The organism is Paenibacillus filicis (assembly GCF_038070315.1).
In the GTDB taxonomy this organism is placed as follows: domain Bacteria; phylum Bacillota; class Bacilli; order Paenibacillales; family NBRC-103111; genus Paenibacillus_G; species Paenibacillus_G filicis.
This window is the reverse complement of record NZ_JBBPCC010000029.1, coordinates 36,573-57,349: the sequence shown is the minus strand read 5'-3', so window position 1 is coordinate 57,349 and position 20,777 is coordinate 36,573. Positions and strand designations below refer to the sequence as shown.

The following is a 20,777-nucleotide window of genomic DNA, read 5'->3' as shown; positions in this document are numbered from 1 at the left end:
AAGGGGTTGTTCCGTAAGGTTCTCTAGGACCTTGCGGGACAACCCCTTTGTATATTCAATCGGATTAGCTTTTCAATAGGTCTTACAAATCATCCCAATTGAGGTTGGACGATTTGCTGTAGTTCGTAACCTTTTGCTCGAAGAAGTCGGTCTTCATGCTGTTCATGTTGCTGAAGCTCTCGACCCACTTCATCGGATGCTCGACGACTTCCGGGTACAGAATCTCGAGGCCGAGCTTGCGCAGCCGTTCATTGGACAAGTATTTAATATACTGATCCAGAATTTCATTGCTGAGTCCGTTGATCTTGTTGTTCGTGATGTATTGACCCCACTCGATCTCATGCTCGACAGCCGTACGCATCATACCGCGCAGGTCTTCGATCAGCTCTTCCGTGAACACCTCAGGGTTTTCCTTGCGGATCTCCCGGAAAATATTCTGGAACAGCGCCAGATGTGTCAGCTCGTCACGCTGGATGTACTTGATCTCCGAAACGGTCCCGAGCATCTTGCCTTGACGTCCGAGCGCGTAGAAGAAGCTGAAGCCGCTGTAGAAGTACAAGCCTTCAAGAATATAGTTGGCCATAATCGTACGCATCAGGTTGTCGGTTGTCGGCGCTTCGATGAAGCGCTCGTACAGATCGGTGATGAACCGGTTGCGTTTCAGAAGATGCTTGTCTTCGCGCCATTGATTGTAGATGTCGTCACGTACCTCGGCCGAGCATACGCTGTCCAGGATGTACGAGTAGCTTTGGCTGTGCACGGCCTCCTGGAACGTCTGAACGGTCAGACACAGGTTGACCTCGGAAGCGGTGATATACTCGTTGATATTCGGTAGATTAGCCGTCTGGAGGGAATCCAGGAAGATCAGGAAGCTGATGATCTTGTCGTAGCTCTGACGCTCCTCGGGCGAGAGGAACTTGTAATCCTTGGCGTCCTGGGCGAGGGGGATTTCTTCCGGAATCCAGAAGTTATTCATCATCGTCCGGTACATCTTCGTAGCCCAGTCGTATTTCACATTGTTCAGCTCGATCAGATTCGTCGTGTTGCCTCCGATCATGCGGCGCTTGCCCCAATCGCGGTCCCCGTTTTCATTGAACAGCTTTTTCTTTTGCAGATCCATATGTAGACCCTCCTGTGAGTAGAAGTCGTGTAAATAAAGGAAACAGGGGCAGAGGCCCCTGTGTAGGATTTCAAAATCAGGTCGCTGCTATTCACAGCCCTGGCCGCAGTCCTTTCAGGTTTAGGCGCTGCAGCTTACGCAGTCTTCAACCTCAAGGCTCTTGTTGCGGACGTAATACACGGTCTTGAGGCCATTCTCCCAAGCGGCCATGTACAACTCCAGGAACTCCCTTGCGGACAGCTCTGGCGTGATATAAAGGTTGAAGGATTGGGACTGGTCAATATGACGCTGGCGCGCACCGGCTGCTTTGATGCTCCAGAGCTGATCGATCCGGTGAGCTTCCTTATAATACCACATTGTGTCGGCATTCAGGTTAGGCGCCGTTTGCGGAATGACTGCGTTTTTCTTCTCTTCGACGAAGAACTTGTTGAAGATCGGATCGATCCCTGCGGTCGAGCCGGCGATTAGCGACGTCGATGCGGTCGGCGCGATGGCGAACATCCAGCCATTGCGGACGCCGTGCTTCGCAACCTGTTCCTTCAATTCCTGCCACTCGGGGCTATCATAGCCGCGGGAGTCGAAGTAAACGCCTGTCTGCCATTCGCTGCCCTCGAACGCCGGGTAGGCGCCTTTTTCACGGGCAATCTCCATGGAAGCCTTGATGGCGTAGAAGTTCATCCATTCGTATACTTCTGCAGCCTTGGCCACATGCTCATCCGATTCCCAGTTGATTTGCAGCTGGGCCAGCATCTGATGGTAGCCGCTGGAGCCGAGACCGACGGCACGGTATTTCTTATTCGTAATCTCCGCTTGCGGTACCGGGTAATAGTTCAGATCGATGACATTATCCATCATCCGCATCTGGGTCATGACGACGCGCTCGATATCCTCTTTGGTGTATACACGTCCCAAATTCGTGGAGGACAGGTTGCATACGACGAAGTCGCCACTCTTCACCTGCGAAGTGATGATCCCATCCTCGTGGGTCGTTTGGATGATCTCGGTAGCGCTCATATTCTGACAAATCTCTGTGCACAGGTTAGAGCAGTAAATCATGCCCTTATGCTTGTTCGGGTTAGCGCGGTTAACCGTATCGCGGAAGAAGATGAACGGCGTGCCGGTTTCAAACGAGCTGGTCAGGATGCGCTTCATGATGTCAATCGCCGGGATCTCATCCTTGGAGATGTTCTCGTCGTTGACGCAATCGAGGTAACGCTGCTCCCACTCGTCTCCGAACGAATCCTCCAGCGAGTAGCCTTTGTACTTGCGGACCTCATGCGGATCGAACAGGTACCAGGAGCCGCGCTCCTGCACCGTGCGCATGAACAGGTCCGGAATACAGACGCCAGGGAAAATATCGTGAGCCTTCATCCGGTCGTCGCCATTGTTGGTCTTCAGGTTCAGGAAGTCCAGGATATCCTTGTGCCAGACGTCCAGATAGACGGCGACTGCACCGGAGCGAACACCGAGCTGATCGACGGCGATAGCGGTGTTATTGTAGTTCTTGATCCAAGGCACGACGCCGCCTGCGACGCCCTTGTACCCGCGGATGTTGGAGCCGCGGCTGCGCACTTTGCCGACATAGATGCCCATGCCGCCGCCATGCTTGGAGACCTGCGCGAAGCTTTGGTCCACGTTATAGATGCCCCACAGGTTATCCGGCACCGTATCGATGAAGCAGCTGGACAATTGATGCAGCGGCTTGCGCGCGTTAGCTAGGGTAGGTGTAGCGACGGTCATCTCCAGGCTGCTCAGCACATCGTAGAACTGCTTGGCCCAGCGCAGCTTGTCGGACTCCTTCATGGCCAGATGCATGGCCACGCCCATGAACAGCTCCTGCGGCAGCTCCAGCACTTCCTTGTCGTGGCTGCGGATCAGGTAGCGGTCGGCGAGTGTTTTGAGCCCTATGTAATTGAGCAGATAATCGCGCTCCGGCTTGATGTAGGCGCCGAGCTCCATGATCTCTTCACGGGTGTAATGCTCCAGAATATAAGAGCCGTACAGTCCGGCATCGGTCAGATAGGTGATGAGCGAATACAAATCCCCGTAGCCAAAATGACCATATTTGCGGTTCAGCCGGGCTTCCTTATACAGATCGTAGGCCAGCAGCTTGGCGGCAACATACTGCCAGTTGGGCTGCTCTACGCTTGTTTTCTCTACTGCCACTTGAATCAGTAAGCGTTGGATTTCCTTAGTCGTAATGCCGTTGCGGAACAAAGGCAGCAAGGCTGTCTCTAGCTCCAGGGGATCGCATTCCGGATAGCTTTCACTTGCGAAATCGATCACCTTTTTCATTTTGGAAAATACGAGCTCTTCCTTCGTGCCGTCGCGTTTGACGATAATCATGATTTTAGCTCCTCTGCAAGTAGTTCAATCGGCCAGCGAATAAAAAGCACGCGCCTGTCCTATTGCGGGCAGCAGCATGCTGGTGATGATGTCCTAAAGGGTGTTCCAAGACATGATGAATTTTGTCGAATAAAGGGGAAGAACGGACTAGCCGAACTCTGTAATAAAAGACTTGACTTTTTGTAAAATATACTACATATCGTGTTTAACTGATATTCAATCTACAACATATAGTTTATTTTCGAATGAGACAATAAAAAGAATGTACATGATAAGGGGACCTTCTGTCAATCTATTTGCGAGAATTGACATGTCATAGAATCGTAGATTTCGCGGTCCAAGTCCTGTGGTTTCGGGCCCTGCTTTGTGCTACATTTAAGGCTGACAGGTTGAAACGGAGGTTAACGATATGAATGTTTCTCGGCTTCATCGAACGCGTGCCCGGATCTGGGTCTATGTGTGGATGATTGCACTTATGGTGTTTTGGATGCTGCCGGCAGACCGTGTTCATGCGCACGCCAGTCTCGTGCAGGCGGTGCCGGAAGCGGGCAGTGAGCTGGAGAGGTCTCCGGAGGCCGTGACGCTAACGTTCAACGAGCGCCTCGAAGAAGGGCTTTATTATGTGCGTGTCTATGATAAGGACAAGCATAAGGTAACGGATAAGGTCGCAGTCATGAACGAGTCCAGGACGGCGGTGATCCTCGATCTGCCCGAGCTCGCGCGAGGCACTTATCTGGCGACGTATCACGTCATCTCAGCGGACGGGCACCCGATTCAAGGGAGCTATCTGTTTGCTGTCGGGCAAAGCCTGGATGCTCCCTCTGCGGCGAGCAGCAATGAATCCATGGAGCATATGCACCGGCATGCCAGCGACTTAGGCGGGCTTGGCACGAAGGACGTCCTGCAATTCGCGGCCCGGATCGCCTTCTACGTCTCGATGCTTACGCTGACGGGTTGGGTATTGTGGCAGCGCTGGTTCGGGCTTGGCCAGCCGGAGCAGACGCAATCCTTGCTGCGCAAGGTCACAGGAGTCCTGCAGCAGGCCTACACGGTTGTCTATATTTTATTCATGGGCGCGCACTTGGGCGATCTTGTCGGAGATGGGGGGACGGAAGGCTTGATCAGCCTGTTCACCAAAACGACGATCGGACCCGCCTGGCTGGCTGGGCTTTTGCTGGCACTGCTGTCCTTCGTATGTCTGCAGCGCGGACCTTGGCTCGCTTATGGCTGGGTAGCGGCTGTCTGGTTCAGCAAAAGTCTGCTGGGCCATGCGTCGGCCTTCCAGCCCAAGAGTCAGACGCTGCTGCTCGACTGGCTGCATCTAGGGGCTTCAGCCGTGTGGGTCGGAGGTCTGGTGATGCTGCTCTATCTATGGCGTGTCCATCAGGAGGGAGTCCGCAAGCTGCTGCCCGTGTTCTCGACCGCTGCGCTCTTGTCCATCATCGTGCTGGCTGTGACGGGGACTTTGTCCACGCTGATCTTCCTGCCTGACATCGAATACGTGCTGGAGACGGCTTGGGGCCGCTGGCTGATCGCCAAAACGGGGCTTGTCCTGCTGGTCATCCTCACAGCAGCCGTCATCCGCTATACGCTCAAACGTAAGAAAGAGCGTGCTCTCGGAGCGCTGATTCGGGTCGACGCCGCGCTCATGACCTGTATTCTGGTCATTGTCGGGATCTTCACCTATCTGACCCCGATGCCTGCCAATACCCCGCTGCAATGGCATGTGATGGGGCAGAAGATTCATATGACCACACAGATTACGCCCAATGCGCCGGGTGTCAACCGCTTTACCGTCAAGGTATGGCTGCTGGAGCAGTTGGGTCCTCCGAAGCAAGTGATCTTGAAGCTGCAGTCACCGGATATGCCGGATATCGCTCCGTTTGAGGTACCCTTGGTACCGGCTGAAGATGCGAGCGTAGACGAAGATTATGGGATGAAGCGCTATACCTATAAGGCGCAGGGACCTTACTTGCCTTACGCGGGAAGATGGAATATCGAGGTTCGGGTCATGGACAGCAACGACGATGAGACCGTCTACCCCAATGAGATTAGGCTCTATTGACGGGATGTTCGACATATTTCTGCTCAGTTCGTGCGAACTTTAGAAAAATAGGACTTTACGACCAAGTTTTTCTTGTCGATTTGTAGCCGTCCCCTTACAATAGAAGTATACCTTTAAAGAGGAAGCAGAGGATCGACAATGGAAAAAGCGCAACATGCTCCAGGCCCTTACAGGGAGCAGGGGGATAATACGAGGAGTACCCTTGCCCGGTATGGATTGCTTCTGCGTCTGTGGGGTGTAATGGCCGGAGCCGCATTGGTCATGCTGTCCATGAAAGATCTTATCGGATGGTCGAACGGTCTGTTCGATTACTTGAAGGCCTTAAGTCTGAGCTTGCTCGTTCCTCCTGCTCTATACGGCGGTATCAAGCAGAGAGGAGCCTTCCGCCCGGTCAGAACCGTGCTCATCGTTGCGGCTCTGTTCGTGGCCATAGAGGCCATCGACATGATGTTTCGGTTTATGTATACCGGCACGGTTAATTGGTTCGCGGACACGCCCGAAACGCTTCTCTTGTTCCTGCTGACCGGTCCGTTGATGTTTCTGGTCGCCACGGATATCCGTCAACGCGATAGGACGGTCCGCCAGCTGACTTATCTGGCGTATCACGATTCACTGACGGGGCTTCCGAACCGGCAAATGTTCCAGGAAACGCTGGGCCAGTCGATTGAGGTAGCCAAGCAGTCACAGCGCAAGCTCTCCGTTATGCTGATCGACTTGGACAGGTTCAAGAACGTCAATGAAACGTTCGGGCATACCTTTGGAGATCAGCTTCTGAACGAAGCAGCCCAGCGCCTGCAGCAGGGTTTGCACATGGGAGATGTAGTAGCCAGACAGGGTGGCGACGAATTCACGCTGCTGATCAAGGATACGGCACTGAGTGACGATGCCGAGAAGGTCGCGCAGAAGATTATGCGCTTGCTCAGCCAGCCCTTTTCCATAGAAGGGCATGTGCTCAGAGTCGGGTGCAGCATTGGCATTGCCATGTATCCGGACGACGGCGACGACTCTGTCACCTTGATGAAAAACGCTGATACCGCCTTGTACCGGGCGAAAGACCGCGGCAAAAACGGTTACCAGCTGTTTCAGGCCGAGATGAACGATACGGTGATCAAGAAGCTGGTGATGGAGGAGTGGCTGAATCAAGCGCTGGAGCATGAGGAGTTTGTTCTGCATTACCAGCCGCAGGTAGATATTTTCACGAGCCGATTGAATGGCATGGAGGCCTTGATTCGCTGGAACCATCCGAGTCTGGGTTACATCTCTCCGGGTGAATTTATCCCGCTGGCGGAGGAAACGGGACTGATCATTCCGATCGGGGAATGGGTGCTTCGTATGGCTTGTAAGCAGAACAAGGCATGGCAGGCTGCAGGGTTCCCTGCGGTCAAGATGGCCGTCAACATCTCTCCGATCCAGTTCCATCAGCAGGACTTCATCCAGGTGGTATTGAGGGCGCTGCAGGACAGCGGTCTGGAGCCGCAGTATCTGGAGCTGGAGATCACGGAAGGCATCGCGATGGTTCACGTCGATCAGGTGATTCAGAAGCTGCAGGAGCTGAGGAATCTGGGCGTCCATATCTCGATGGATGACTTCGGAACGGGCTACTCCTCGCTCAGTTACTTGAAGAAGTTCCCGATCAATAAGCTGAAGATTGCGCAGCAGTTCGTCCGCGATATTACGGATGATCCGGATGATGCAGCCATCATCCGGGCGATTATGGCGATGGCGCACAGCCTGAAGCTGAATGTGATCGCCGAGGGCGTTGAGACTGAGGAGCAGCTTTCCTTCCTGCTGGACGTCAAGTGCAGGGAGATCCAGGGCTATATTTACTCCAAGCCGATTCCGGCCCGGGAGTTTACAAGTCTGCTGCAGCGGTTATCCGCCTAACTGTATACGGAACTTGAAGAAGAAGCCGCATCCGAACTGGATGCGGCTTCTTGGACGTTTACCGGGCTAGGCAGCCGGACGCCGGTGCAGCTGCTACTCTACGCTTCCTGCCAGGTTTGCGGATGGCCGTCTCCGACATAAGCGGCTGCCGCAGCATTCGCAATGACCTGCTCGGGGCTCTTGCAGCCGGGGATAACGGCGGTCACGGCCGGGTGCTTGAGGCACCAGGCCAGTGCCCAGGCGGACATGTCCATGCCGGCTGGAATTTCTTGCGTGCGGATGCGTTCGACTTCCTCGAGCTTCAACCGCGTCTGCTCAGCCTCGTGACGGTGACGCACGTCATTGTCCGGGAAGACGGCTCCCGGCTTGTATTTGCCGCTCAGGTAACCGCTGGCGAGCGGTACCCGGGCCAATACGCCGAGCTGCTGCTCCTCGCATGAAGGGAATACACGCTCCTCCGGAAGACGGTCCAGCCGGTTATATACGACCTGGATGACCTTGGAGCCGATGCGCGTGGACGCTTCGACCTGATGCAGGTTGTCGTTGCTGCCGATTGAGGTGCCGAGATGGCGGATCTTCCCCGCCTGGACCTGCTTGTCCAGCATCGTCCACAGCGCATCCTGATCGAAGACTTCGTCCGTACCGGAGTGGAACTGGTAGATGTCGACATAATCGGTACGAAGCACCTTGAGCGATGCTTCCAGTTGGGACAGCACTTGCTCCGGTGACCATTCCTGCGATCGGGTAAAGTTTTCATGGAAGTGGTGGCCAAACTTCGTAGCCACGATCCAATCCTCGCGGCGGCCGCGGGCCAAATATCCGCCGATCAGCGACTCCGACGTATGATCGCCATAGCATTCGGCGGTATCGATCAGGTTGATGCCGCTTTCTCTGGCCTGATCGAGAATCGCGTCCGTCTCCTGCTGCGTGTACGGCTTGCCCCATTCGCCTCCGAGCTGCCAGGTGCCGACGCCGATCACCGAAACCTTAAGACCGGTTTGACCTAATTGTCTGTATTTCATGGCCGATAGCCTCCTTATGTAGACTGGATTCAATCTCTATTGTAGGACAAAGAACAGGCTGCTTCAAATAAAGGTTCGGTGGACGGGCTACTGATGTCCCGGCTATAGACGCAAAAGCCGGTTTGTTCGTTATATCGAACAAACCGGCGTGTTCATCAAGCTACAGAAGATACAACTAGATTGTAAATTTGCTCAGCCCTTCGTTGACCTTATCGGAACTTGCGCTTAATTCTTCGACCGATTGGGTCATTGCATCCATTGTCTGCACCTGATGGTCGACTGAAGCGGCTGCCTCCTGGGCATTCGCTGCCGCTTGTCTGGAGATACGTGACAGCTCCTCCATCGTCGCCGAGATTTCCTCAGAACTGGCGGATAATTGTTCTGTAGCTGCCGAAATTTCTTCGACCTGGGAAGTAATCTGACGGACGGAGCCAGCAATCCGTTCGAAGCCATCGTAGGTGCGGCGGACGATCTCAGCCCCACTGGTCGCTTCTTGAGCGCCTGCCCGCATGCTGGTTGCGATGCTGTCCGTGTCTTGAGTAATACCGCCAATCAGCTCGGCGATCGACTGGGACGACACCTGGGATTGCTCAGCAAGCTTGCGGATTTCTCCTGCAACTATGGCAAATCCACGGCCATGCTCGCCTGCGCGCGCCGCTTCAATCGAGGCGTTGAGCGAGAGCAGATTGGTCTGGTTGGCAATGTCGCTGATAATGCTGACAATTCCACTGATATCGCTAGAGCGCTCCAGCAGCCGTTCCAGTTTTTCCTCGGACTCATGCACGCTTTCGTTGATCCGCTCCATCTGCTCTACGGTCTGAGCCATCAGCTTCTGGTTGGTGCCGGTTTCCTCGGCCACCGCGAATACCTGCTCCGTCACATCGCCTGCCGATTCGGCAATCCGCTGTACGCCTACAGCCATTTCTTCAATCGCCCGCTTCGTCTCGGCGGTGCTATGCTGCTGCAATTCGGCCCCTGCGGCAATCTCCTGTACCGCGTGAGCCATCTGACGCGTGGTATCCAGGCTGCGGGTCGAGCCTTCTTGCATCGCGCGCGAAGCGGAAACCGCTGTTTGCGAAGAAGCGGCTACATCGTTCAGCAGAGCGGCTACGTTGACCAGCATCGAATTGAAGTATTGCTTCAACCGTCCGAAGTCGTCTTGGCGGGTGACAGGAACCTGGAACGAGAAATCGCCATGGGCTGCACGGTTCGTAGCTTCGGTGAGCTCCTTGAGCGGAGCCAACTGCTTCAAGATGGCAAACCAGCTCAGCACAGAGAACAGGATACCCAGCAGCAAGGCGAAGCCGAATGAGTAAAAGATTTCTTTGGCCAGCATTGTTTGGATATTGTCGTACTTGAAGTCCAAGCCGAAGATGGCAAGTGTATTTCCTTTGTCATCCCGGACTTTGGACAACGTGCTTATATAATCCACCCCACTATCATCACGGTATGTGTCGGTCAGAGCGACGTCGAGCTTATCGAGCTCTAGTACTGCTTTTTTAAACGCATCAGGCAGCGTGTAAGGACTTTTCGGCGGCTGCAAGCCGGATAAGGACGTATTCGTCACAAGAATGTTCAGGATATCCTTGCCGCCCTGGGATTGGATGTCAGGGCTGAACACGTAGGCGTTCTCCACCAGTTCCTTCTTCACCATGGAGTCGAGCACGCCGGCCAGTGCAATATAGTTCTCGTCCTTGAGCAGCTCGGCGGGTGTTTTTTTGCTGTCTCTAATACTTACGATATAGGAGCTGAGCAAGGTGGCCATCAGCTCATTGGTTTCGTGGATCGTTTTGACGTTGTCGATGTACTGGCTTCGCATCCCTTGGTAGGAAAAGAACGCTGAGGAAAGCGCGAAGGCGAGCATGATACTGAATAACATCAGACTGAGCTTGCGTGAAACGCTTCGGGAGATGAAAGTGGGCATAGCGGGTCGAATACCTCCAAATATTGTTGTATGTAGTAGATCTGTAGAACCGAATAGGAGTATCTTCGGTCTGATTATAGCATAGGGCTTAAAAAGGTAGAGTTAAGTTAAAGACATATTTATAAATAAAATACATTTGAAATACTTAGACCTTGGAGGGGATCACTCGTTTGTTTGTTATGTTCAGGATGATGGGGTGTCCTTTATGCCGGCAAAGCTGAGGTAAATGGAATAACACTAAATGATATGCTCGTATTTGTGTCAGTGAATATGCTGGTGGCCACTTTGACAAGGTCCAACATTCACAATGAAATAGGGGGGAGGATTAGAGGCGGGTCCTTATCTATGGATTTCATTAAACCCATAAATTTTAAATGGGAGCTATCGAATTAAATTGGAGAGAATTTGTTTATGCGAATAAGGCCGAGCTGCTGCTCGGCCTTATTCGGGTACGTTAGCTCATCGCGTGTTTATTTCTTGACGATGCCTGGATTTCACTCCTATTTTGAAATAGAAAAAGGAAGCTCATCCCGCTCATAAGAACGATAGCTTGGAGCCAGACCGAGTCGGAAGCTCAGCTCTTTGCCCGCCATGATATCCTCATGGGTAATAAATAGCTTGGTGTAGCTCTCGCGATCCAGCTTAACCTCCGATACAAAGTTAGACTGGGGATTATTATTATCGGTCGTAATTGACATATACGACCCATTAGGCAGCTCAATCCTCACCGTGTCGAACAACGGAATGCCGAGCACATACTCGCCGCTGCCGGGGCAGACCGGATAGAAGCCCATGGAGCTGAAGATGTACCAGCCGGACATGCTGCCGTTATCCTCATCGCCCGGGAAGCCGTCGAAGCCGCTGTTGAACAGATGAGTTATGATCTGCTTCAGAACCACCTGCGAAGAAGCAGGCTGTCCGGCATAGCTAAACAGATACGGCAAGTGAAAGCTCGGCTGATTGGAGATCGCCAGCTGTCCAAAATCGACCGCAGCCATTTCGCTCATCTCATGGATTTCAAAGCCGTACCCTCTGACATCAAAGTGCGGTGCCTTGTTGCACAGCTCTGTCAATCTGTCGAAGAATCTTTGCTCCGACCCATAGGCGTCGATCAGGCCGGCTACGTCCTGGTAGACGGCAAAGCTGCTTTGCCAGGCGCTTCCTTCGGCATAGTCGAGCCCCCAGCTCGTATCGTTGAAGTCCTCCCTGAACCGGCCTTCGGCATCCTTAGCCCTCATAAATCCAGTCTCCGAATCGAATATATGTCGGTAATTCAGCGCGCTGCGCCGGTACTGCTCCGCCAGCTCCTGCTTGCCCAGCTTATCTGCGACTACGCTGATGCAATAATCGCTGTATGCATAGTCGAGCGTGTGGTTCACGCTCTCGTGGTAGCTGCTCGGCACATAGCCGTATTTGGCATAATCGTAGGTACCTTGGCGGCCGTAGATATTCTTCTCGCTCTGCGTAGTCGCTCCGGCCAGCATGGCTTCGAGTAGCTCCGGCATGAGCTTATCCGCGATGCCTTTGACCGCGGCGTCAGCGACGACGGCATCGATCAGCGTTCCCGGCATCAGGCCCCGCTCATCCGGAGACAGCCACTTGGGCAGGAAGCCCGTCTCCCGGTAGGAGTTCAGGAAGCCCTCCAGCATCTCCTCGTATTCACGGGGAGCCAGAATTGAATACAGCGGATATACCGTCCTGAACGTATCCCAGAAGCCGTTGTTCGTATAGAGGATGCCTTTCTTGACGGTTTTGGACGTCGTATCGTAATGAACAGGCTCGCCATTTGCATCCAGCTCGTAGAATTTTTGTGGGAACAGGAACATGCGGTATAGGCAGGTGTAGAACGTCCTTAAAGCTTCCTCGCTTTGGTGAGTAACCTGAATTTTGCTCAGATAATGATTCCACTGGTCTTCCGCACTGTCCTTCAATTGGTCAAAGGAAGCCCCGATTTCCCGCTGCAGGTTGAGCTCCGCTTGCGCGTAGCTGATAAAGGAAGTGGCCAATCGGATATTCAGGACGCTCTGCTCGGCATCCAGGAAACGGATGACATAGTGCTGGTTCTCCCCTTCCAGGGATTTACAGCTTACGAATTGCTTATCTGCGTTGTAATACCCTGTGTTCCAGAGATCGATCGGCTTATCGAAGGTCATGACCAGGTAGATGCCGAAGTTTTCATCTTGAGCTCCCGCGTAGTTGTTGACGAAGCCCCGCAGGGTCCGGTTGTCGGCATCTAGCTGAAAGGCGCTTTTTTTGGCTGCGTTGATGACAAAGCCTGCTTGTTGATTAGACTGATAGGTAAGGCGAAGCGCCGCTCCATAGCAGCTTGGAGTCAGCTCGGTCACGATGTTGTACCGCTGCTGCTTGAACCGCAAGTAGTGCGGTTTGAATACAGCTTCTTCGGGACGGTAAGAGCTCTGGCAGGAGAAGGGGGTTCCTTTGATCTTATCATCGGCAATGGGTGTCATGAGAAAATGAGCAAAGTCGCCCATCCACGGACTCGGTTGATGAGTTAACCGAATTCCCTGCGTCACGCGGTCGTTGGGATTGAAGAACCAGCTTCCTTCGGCTTGGGTTTGCAGCACATAGTGGTTCATGCCGAAGGGAACATTCGTATACGGCAATGTGTTTCCGTTGGAATACGTATATTTGCTGTTCGTGCCTTGCCTCGTATCGATGTAGTGCAGCATAATAGTCTCCTTCTTATATGTGGATTGAGGGTGAAGCGGTCAGGGCTTCGACGGAGGCGCGCTGCAGGAGAGCTACAGGCACCTGCTGCCGGACACTCTCTGGCCATTGTCCTCTTTCGATGCGGTGTACCAAGCTCTCGGCGGCCAGATATCCCAATCGGACAAAATCCTGGGCGACTGTCGTCAATGGCGGTTCGATCATATGGGTCATGGGAATGTTATCGAAGCCAATAATCGAGAGATCTCCGGGAATACGGATATGCTGCTCTTTCGCTTGGGCGATCAGATCGATGGCCAGAATGTCATTCTCGGCCACAATGGCCGTGATCTTGTGCTGCAGCAGCGAGTGAATCGTGTGCTCCGTGGTAAAGACGCCGGGCAACTCCTCCTCTTCAGGATAGGATATACCGTAGTCTGACAAGGCCTTCAGGTACCCGAAGTAACGGTCTCGAATGGATGACAGCTGAGAGATGGGATTGGCCGTGAGATACGCTATTCGTGTATGCTGATGCTGAAGCAGATATCGGGTTGCTTCGTAGCCCCCATTGAAATTGTCGGATACGACAGAGGGAAGAGGAATCCCGCTGATGCTTTTATCCAAAGTAATCAAGGGAAAGTCTTGCAAGTAGTATTGGTACAAAATATCCAGATCGGCCAGACTGCTATGCGGGTACAGCAGCACACCTGAAATGGAGCTGCGCAGGGCTGCCTGGAGCAGCTTGCGCTGTCCTGCCGCCGTATTCGATTGAATATGAAAGCTAAAGTCCGTATGGGACAAATAATCGCTGGCACCTTTGATGTAGTCACTAATACCGGGATTGTCGGCGAAAGGAAGAATCAGCAATATTTCTTTGCTCGAAGTCAACGAAGAGCGGAGGGGCGGATTCCGAGGGCTTACGAAGCTTCCTTTTCCTTGCACGCGATAGATCAGCTTGGCATGCTCCAGCTCGCTTAATGCCCGTTTGGATGTAATGCGGCTTACTTGAAACGCTTCAGACAGCTGTAATTCGGTAGGAATCTGATCACCCGGCTGTAATTCTCCCGATCGAATCTGCTGCTTCAACCTATTCACGATATGTTGGTAAAGCGGCACACTTGGCATAGGGGACTCCTTATGTAAATTTGATATATCTTTTGTTGGCATCTTAGATGGAAACTATATCCGGTTAACGAAATAGATTATATCGCTTAAAATATGGAAATGTAAATGATTTTTATTCACATTTAATATATCGAATATGTGATAGGATTAAATATATGATATACCAAATTAAATGATGAAATGGATGTTTAAAACTGAGCTTTAATGGGGTTGTTGCGGCGAGTTGTTCTTGATAAAGTACAATGTGTATATTTTGCTCTGCGGGAATGGTTCTCAAAAACCACATATTCCTGTTTGCAGAGCTGCTGGATGCATCCATTCAACATGCTGAAACAATCCGCATAATCAACAGCATGACAGGAGTGTCTCTGACAGTACAAAATCGACATATTTACTCGGCAGGCCGTGAAGATTAAACTTCAGTTTGTAAGCGCTAGCAGCTTGATACATACCGGACATCGAGAACCTGGAGATGTCTTGGAGGAAAGCATGTTGCAAGCGTGATCATAATAGCGGAAAGCATGACCTGCCTTCGCTTATTATGACGGCTTTCATATATAACAATAAGGGAGGACATGCAATTGTCTAACAGAACAAAGAAAGTAGTAGCGTCCGCAATGGCCGCAGCTATGACACTGACCGTGCTGAGCGGCTGCGCCAGTAATAAAGAGAACGGCGACGCCGCCAAGGGAAGCGGAAGCTCCAAGGAAAGCTCGATCAACAAAGAAGGGTACCCGATCGTCAAGTCCCCGTTGAGCTTATCCATCATGGCTCCTGATATGGGGCTTCAGAATTGGAAGGACATGGCGGTCATGCAGGAGCTGGAGAAGCTTACAGGGATCAAGATCGAGTACCGGAACGCTCCGCGGGACAGCTTCGATACGAAGAAAAACCTAGTATTCGCCAGCGGCGACTATCCGGACATTTTCTTCGCTGCGAAGCTGACGCAGGCCGAAGAGCTGAACTATGGAACTCAAGGCATTCTGCTTCCGCTGGAGAAGCTGATCGATGAATATGCACCGAACATCAAGAAGGTGCTGACCGATAATCCGGATATCCGCAAGTCGATCACGGCGCCGGACGGACATATTTACTCGCTTCCGCGCATCGAGCCGTACCAGCCTTGGTACCGTAATCCGATGTGGTACAATGGCAAGATGCTGAAGGAGCTGAATGTGAGTAAGCTTCCGGAGACGACGGATGAGCTGTACGACCTGCTGAAGCGGGCCAGAGATACAGATCTGAATAAGAACGGCAAGAAGGATGAAATTCCACTGTCTTCCTCTGCAGGCATCAAGCTGAGAGATATCAGGACCTGGCTTCTCGGCGCATTCGGCGCGTATGAGGAAGAGCTGTATGTAGACGACAAAGCGAAGGTTCATTATACGCCAGCTGAAGACGCATACAAGGGCTATGTGACGTACCTGAACAAGCTCTGGGCCGAAAACCTGCTGGATCACGAGTCGTTCTCGCAGACGGATGACCAGAAGAAGGCGAAGATCAAAAACGACCAAGTGCTGCTGTTCTCCGACTGGCATGCGTATATGGCGCATGGCGGGCAGCCTAACACCGAAGACGTGATGTTCAGCCCGGTCCGCAGCAGTGCGGTGAGCGCTCCGGCAATCGCCCGCAACAAAGGCTTCTCGACCGGTACGTTCGCTATCTCCAAGTCGAACCGCAATCCGGAAGCATCGATCCGTTGGGTAGACTACATGTACTCGCCAGAAGGCCAGATGATGCTCAACAAAGGTCCTGAGGGCATTCTGTGGAAATACACGGACAGCGCCAAGTCCAAGATCGAGTACCTGCCTGTACCGAATGGAGAGGACAGAGAAACGTACCGCTCCAAGATTACGCCTAACTTCGGTATCGCGTCTCCCATGGTCGTGCCGGACGAGCCTGTGAAGGATGAGTTTGCGAAATGGGTGGAGAATGAGTCCAAGACCAAGCTGCTGGATCGTGGCGCACGCGTGCCATTCCCGGCGTTGTTCCTGACGGAGGCCGAATCTGGTGAAGTAGCGGCTTTGCGTTCCGATCTCACGACTTATGTGGCTCAGATGGAAGCGAAATTTATTACTGGCCAAGAATCGCTGGACGGCTGGGATAAGTATGTGCAAACGCTGAAGAAGATGGGTTCCGACCGCTTCCAAGAGATTTACCAAAAAGCTTATGATCGTTGGAAAAACAGCTAAGTATATCCTTCATACAGAAAGTATACGCGCCAAGAGCGGAAGCCAGGTCTCTTCGACCTTGTCTTCTGCTCTTTGTGCTGCTGCCTGACTTCCAGGATGAGGTAGTCCAGCAGAGCCTCCAAGGGGCTCTGTCGCTATTCATTCCCCGATTCAAGGGGGAAGATAAGGCATTGCTAAGTTAAAAGGCTGTAAAGCAGCTCTACACGTCTTGTTATCGGAAAGGAGTACAACAACAAACAACGCTCCTCCAAGCCGTTAGCGGTCTGGAGGAGCGTTGTTTTGTTGCCTAGCTCTTAGTTACACGAGGCCTTCATCCATCGCCTTGCAGATCAGCGTAGCGAACAGACTGTTGGACCAGGCGAACCAAGGTCTTGAGAAGTCGGAAGGATCGTCTGGATGGAAGCCTTCGTGCATGTAGCCGGTATCGGCATCCGTAGCGATCAGGGTCTGGATCAGCTCTTTGATTTCCTCCACGTTGTTGGAAGTCAGCGCTTGAACGGACAGGGCCATATGCCAGACATAGCCGCCTGGTGTATGCGGGCTGCCGATACCCTTGGCATACTTGCCTTCGAAGTAATAAGGATTGTCGAAGCTCAGTGCAAACCGGCGTGTATTCTGGTAGATCGGATCGTCGATGCCCGTGTAGCCGATGTAAGGAATCGTGATCAGGCCTGGCGTGCCTGCATCGTCCATCAGGCAGTAGTTGCCGTAGCCGTCTGTTTCGTACGCGTAAATTTTGCCGTATTTCGGATGATCGACAATCCCGTAGGTTTGAATACCGAAGTCGATCTCCTTGCGCAGCTTCTCGGCGCGTGCTGCAAGGCGCACATCGTTGTAAATCTCCGTAGCGATCTCGATGATATGGCCGAGGATCACGACGGCAAACATGTTGCCCGGGATGTTGTAGCCGTACAGGTTGGCATCATCGCTCGGACGGAATGCCGACCAGGTCATGCCGGTGTAGTTGGACGGCAGGCCGCGCCCATTGTTCTGCAGCGTCTCCGTATGCAGCTTCGTCTGACGCGTAAAGTGGTACAGCGACTTCTGGTCATGATGCTGCTCGGTGATGAACAAATTCACGATCGAAGTCAGCGCCTGGTAGACCGAGTGGGTGAAGACATCGGTGAGCCCGGTTTCTTTCCAGTAGGAGTACAGCAGCTGTACCGGGAAGCACAGGGAATCGATCTCATACTTGCGCTCCCACATCCATGGGTTCAGATCGCAATCGTCGGTGTCGCGGTAGTGCTTGTCGCTTGCTGTCTCGTTGAAGGCGTTGGTGTAGGGATCGATATTAATATAGAACATTTGCCGCGCGATGAGACCGCAGATGATCCGCTGCAGGTCCTTATCGTTCTTAGCGAACGGGATGTAGTGGCGTACTTGCTCGGTTGAGTCACGCAGCCACATAGCCGGGATATCTCCGGTAAAGACGAAGGTCGTTCCGTCATCCAGTAATTTTGTCGTCGTTTCCAGCGTGTTGGGGAAGCAGTTTCTGAACAGCTTTTGCAGCTTGGGATTGTGTGCGAGCTTCTGGTCGGCTTCGTTCAGAAATTCAGTAATGGAAGCGGGTAAGTTCATGATCAGTAGATTCCTCCTACAGCCTGATTTTAGGGTTATTTAGTTTGCAATGCGTACGTGATGATTTCGCATTTGCCTGCCGTGGACCGGATCTGCCCGTCTGCAAGCTCGGCTTGCTGGTGTCTGCGTTCCAGAATATCGCTTTGATACGCGGATGCTACCTGGAAGGAAGGCTTCAGCGTCACGTCTTCCGTCTGGTGAGCCAGGTTGTATAGACGGACGATGACGTCATCGTGATCCAGGGACATTTTGAACGCGGACAGAGCTAGCGACGGGCCGTTCCAGGCCAGCGCTTGATACGTAGTAGGCAGCGAGCCCTGCTGGTATGGCGTTTGCGTATGGAACCAAGGGGACTGGAATTGATACGCTTCGGCAAAGGTGCCCGATTCGACTACGGTGCCTGGATGCGGATAGACAGCGAACTCCACCGTTTGATCTCCGAGGCATTGCGCCTCCGGCGTCGGGAATACGCCCCAGTCTCCCAACTCCGACACGCTGCGAAGCAGGGTAACGGCGATGGTGTTCTTGCCGTCGCGCAGGACTTCATATTCATTCAGCCCTTTGTTGGCAACCGTCAGGCCGACCTTGCCGTCCGACACGCTGACGAAGGCTTGCTGATGCTGTGCATTGCTCGGGTTGATCCATTCCTCGGCCGGCGTCGTATCGCGCTCTGCAGCCTCGAAGATCGAGTCAGCCAGATGCGTAACAGCAGCGAGACCCGTCGGGAACAGCACCCGGAGGCGGTGATCCTTGGCTTGGTTATGGAAGGAAACGGACACCTGCACGCCCTTGCCGGATTGCTCGAGACTGATGCGGGTGGTCAGCTCCAGGGTCACCATCTCTGCCGACCGCGAAGCTGTGCGCTTGCGGAAAGGAACCATCTTGCGCTTCTCTTCCTCGAACAGCTCCGAAGCGGAGGCCGGGATTGAGAAGGCATGCTTGATTTCATAAGTAATCCGATAAGGCTCGGATTCCACCAGCGTCACTTGGGCCTGGAGGCCTTTGGTAGTCAACGCGACATCCCCGTCCGGTTGTCTGAAGACGTATTCGTTGCCCAGATCTCCACAGTCCTCATACACGCCCAGACCTTCATAGACTTGGCCGGTCGACTTGTCAATCAGATCGTAGGAGCCGTCTGCATGGATGCGTACTTCCACATGCGCATTGGCCATACCGGATTCCGTCACGACAAGCGAGCTCCGCGGAGCCTCGGCTTGTTGGGCTGCCAGCCCGTTCACCCAGGCGAACGTCTTGAAGCCAAGCGCCGGAACCAACTGCGCTTCGAAGGTCAAGGCGATCTTGTGAGCCATATATGGCTGTCTGAACTTATCTTTGGGCAATTCGTAGCCGAATTGCACGCCCAGATCCTCTACCTTGGCCGCAATCGCATGGCCTTGATCATCCAACAGCACACCGCCATCCAGGTTCAGCGGAAGCTGAGCCAGACGCTCGGCGATCGCCGGAGGGTTCGGGCCTTCCTTGAAGTAGGACTTGGCTGCGATCAGCTCGACACGGACGGTTCCCGTACGTGACCAGCCCGTCATATTGTAGATGGTGACAGGGAGGCTGGATTCGGACCAGGCCGCGACGCTAGCCGTATCCATCTGTCCTGCGATGGCCTGCAGGCTTTCATCGATGATGGTGTCGGTCATGTGTCTGCTCTTGTCGAACCGCGCCACCATCTCGCGGTGAACCTCATCCACACTGCAGCCGCAGATGCTGTCATGAGGGTGGTTCTGCATCAGCGTCTTCCACGCATAGGTGAGCAGCTGATGCGGGTAGGCTTTGCCGCTCGCCAGATGAGCCAGCGCAGCCAGAGGCTCGGCGCCCTTCTCCAGCAGCGTCTGACCGAGCTGGTTGAGCTGCTTCAGATAAACGCGTGCTGATGCGGTATTCACCAGGGTACCCCAGCCGTCGGTATGCTGGCTGCGCAGCTCTCCCTGGATGGTCACCAGATCGTCAGGCAGCTGCTTCTTGAGCGCGTCGATATATTGCTCGAAGCTGGAATGGACGAATTCCACCTCCGGATACAGCGCCTTGGCAGTATCCATCGCATCGCCGAGGTCACGCTGGATCGGCTGATGATCGCAGCCATTCATAAATAACAGCTCTGGTGTGGAGGCGTACTTCCCGGCATCGCCCAGACGCTTGTCCCAGAATACCTTGGCTGCTTCGGCCTCGACCGGCACCTCGTTCCCGTTGCTGTACCAGTTGGCGAATAAAATCCCGACTACGGTAGAGCCGTCCGGAGCCGACCAGTACATCTCTGAGTAAGGCGACTCGTAGCTGGAGCTGATCGGATCAATAACCACATTGTCAAAGCCCGTAGGCTTGACGCCGCGTCCGAATACAGCCGTATCGATGTCAGCCTGCTTCAGCAGCTGAGGAGCTTGTCCCATATTGCCGAAGGAATCGGGGAAGTAGCCCAGCTTGGAGATGACGCCATACTTCGCGGCATCTTGATGCCCGATGAGCAAGTTGCGGACATTCGCCTCCGAGCTGGTCAGGAATTCATCCTGCAGGATATACCAAGGGCCGATAATGATGCGGCCTTCCTTAATATAAGCCTCCAGCTGTTCTCTTCTCTCCGGATGAATCTGGAGATAATCCTCGATAATAATGGTTTGTCCATCCAGGTGAAAATAACGGTACCGGGGATCTTGGTCCAGCGTGTCGAGCAGATCGTTCATCAACTCTGTCAGCAGATAATGATGATGCTCATACGGCAAGTACCATTCCCGGTCCCAGTGGCTGTGCGAGATCAGATGAGCGACTTTCCGGGTCATGAATGGAATCCTCCTTTTAAATGAAGAAATCGTTCAGATGTATGCGCGTTCAAACACGTACAACCTAG

The 20,777-nt window shown here is 53.3% G+C and carries 11 protein-coding genes and 1 pseudogene; 4 read left to right on the top strand and 8 right to left on the bottom strand.

Translation table 11 applies throughout. From position 1 onward, the window contains the following. Nucleotides 1–82: 82 nt before the first annotated feature. The gene (locus WMW72_RS31225) at nucleotides 83–1,120 is read right to left on the bottom strand and encodes a ribonucleotide-diphosphate reductase subunit beta (RefSeq protein ID WP_341419514.1); all 1,038 of its coding nucleotides are present in this window, start codon (nucleotides 1,118–1,120) and stop codon (nucleotides 83–85) included. Between the two features lie 120 nt (nucleotides 1,121–1,240). Continuing rightward, the gene (locus WMW72_RS31220; protein ID WP_341419513.1) at nucleotides 1,241–3,466 is read right to left on the bottom strand and encodes a ribonucleoside-diphosphate reductase subunit alpha; all 2,226 of its coding nucleotides are present in this window, start codon (nucleotides 3,464–3,466) and stop codon (nucleotides 1,241–1,243) included. A gap of 409 nt (nucleotides 3,467–3,875) precedes the next feature. Between WMW72_RS31220 and WMW72_RS31215 the strand changes: the two genes are divergently transcribed. Continuing rightward, on the top strand, nucleotides 3,876–5,531 hold the full coding sequence (locus tag WMW72_RS31215) for a copper resistance CopC/CopD family protein (protein ID WP_341419512.1): 1,656 nt from the start codon (nucleotides 3,876–3,878) through the stop codon (nucleotides 5,529–5,531). A 138-nt stretch (nucleotides 5,532–5,669) separates the two neighbouring features. Continuing rightward, entirely contained in the window at nucleotides 5,670–7,415 is a 1,746-nt protein-coding gene (locus WMW72_RS31210; protein ID WP_341419511.1) for a putative bifunctional diguanylate cyclase/phosphodiesterase, read from the top strand. Between the two features lie 98 nt (nucleotides 7,416–7,513). Here the strand turns inward: WMW72_RS31210 and WMW72_RS31205 are convergent, their stop codons facing one another. After that, nucleotides 7,514–8,437 (bottom strand): aldo/keto reductase, encoded by a 924-nt coding sequence (locus tag WMW72_RS31205; protein ID WP_341419510.1) that lies wholly within the window; start codon nucleotides 8,435–8,437, stop codon nucleotides 7,514–7,516. 175 nt (nucleotides 8,438–8,612) lie between these two features. Next, nucleotides 8,613–10,361: a methyl-accepting chemotaxis protein gene (locus WMW72_RS31200; protein ID WP_341419509.1), complete on the bottom strand. Its 1,749-nt coding sequence runs from the start codon at nucleotides 10,359–10,361 to the stop codon at nucleotides 8,613–8,615. A gap of 204 nt (nucleotides 10,362–10,565) precedes the next feature. On the opposite strand from WMW72_RS31200, the pseudogene WMW72_RS35725 reads away from it, so the two are divergent. Next, nucleotides 10,566–10,754 (top strand): annotated as a pseudogene (locus tag WMW72_RS35725) (ABC-2 family transporter protein); the annotation flags it as partial. 107 nt (nucleotides 10,755–10,861) lie between these two features. Here WMW72_RS35725 and WMW72_RS31195 read toward each other — a convergent pair. Beyond that, nucleotides 10,862–13,051 (bottom strand): GH92 family glycosyl hydrolase, encoded by a 2,190-nt coding sequence (locus WMW72_RS31195; RefSeq protein ID WP_341419508.1) that lies wholly within the window; start codon nucleotides 13,049–13,051, stop codon nucleotides 10,862–10,864. Between the two features lie 13 nt (nucleotides 13,052–13,064). Further along, nucleotides 13,065–14,153, bottom strand: a complete 1,089-nt coding sequence (locus tag WMW72_RS31190; protein ID WP_341419507.1) for a GntR family transcriptional regulator — start codon at nucleotides 14,151–14,153, stop codon at nucleotides 13,065–13,067. A 575-nt stretch (nucleotides 14,154–14,728) separates the two neighbouring features. On the opposite strand from WMW72_RS31190, the gene WMW72_RS31185 reads away from it, so the two are divergent. Further along, complete coding sequence (locus WMW72_RS31185; RefSeq protein ID WP_341419506.1) at nucleotides 14,729–16,345, top strand: extracellular solute-binding protein; 1,617 nt, start codon at nucleotides 14,729–14,731, stop codon at nucleotides 16,343–16,345. 297 nt (nucleotides 16,346–16,642) lie between these two features. On the opposite strand, the gene WMW72_RS31180 is transcribed toward WMW72_RS31185, so the two are convergent. Together WMW72_RS31180 and WMW72_RS31175 are read right to left on the bottom strand one after the other, a co-directional pair. Next, entirely contained in the window at nucleotides 16,643–17,923 is a 1,281-nt protein-coding gene (locus tag WMW72_RS31180) for a glycoside hydrolase family 125 protein (protein ID WP_341419505.1), read from the bottom strand. Nucleotides 17,924–17,958: 35 nt separating this feature from the next. Next, nucleotides 17,959–20,709 (bottom strand): alpha-mannosidase, encoded by a 2,751-nt coding sequence (locus WMW72_RS31175; RefSeq protein ID WP_341419504.1) that lies wholly within the window; start codon nucleotides 20,707–20,709, stop codon nucleotides 17,959–17,961. Between the last annotated feature and the right edge of the window lie 68 nt (nucleotides 20,710–20,777).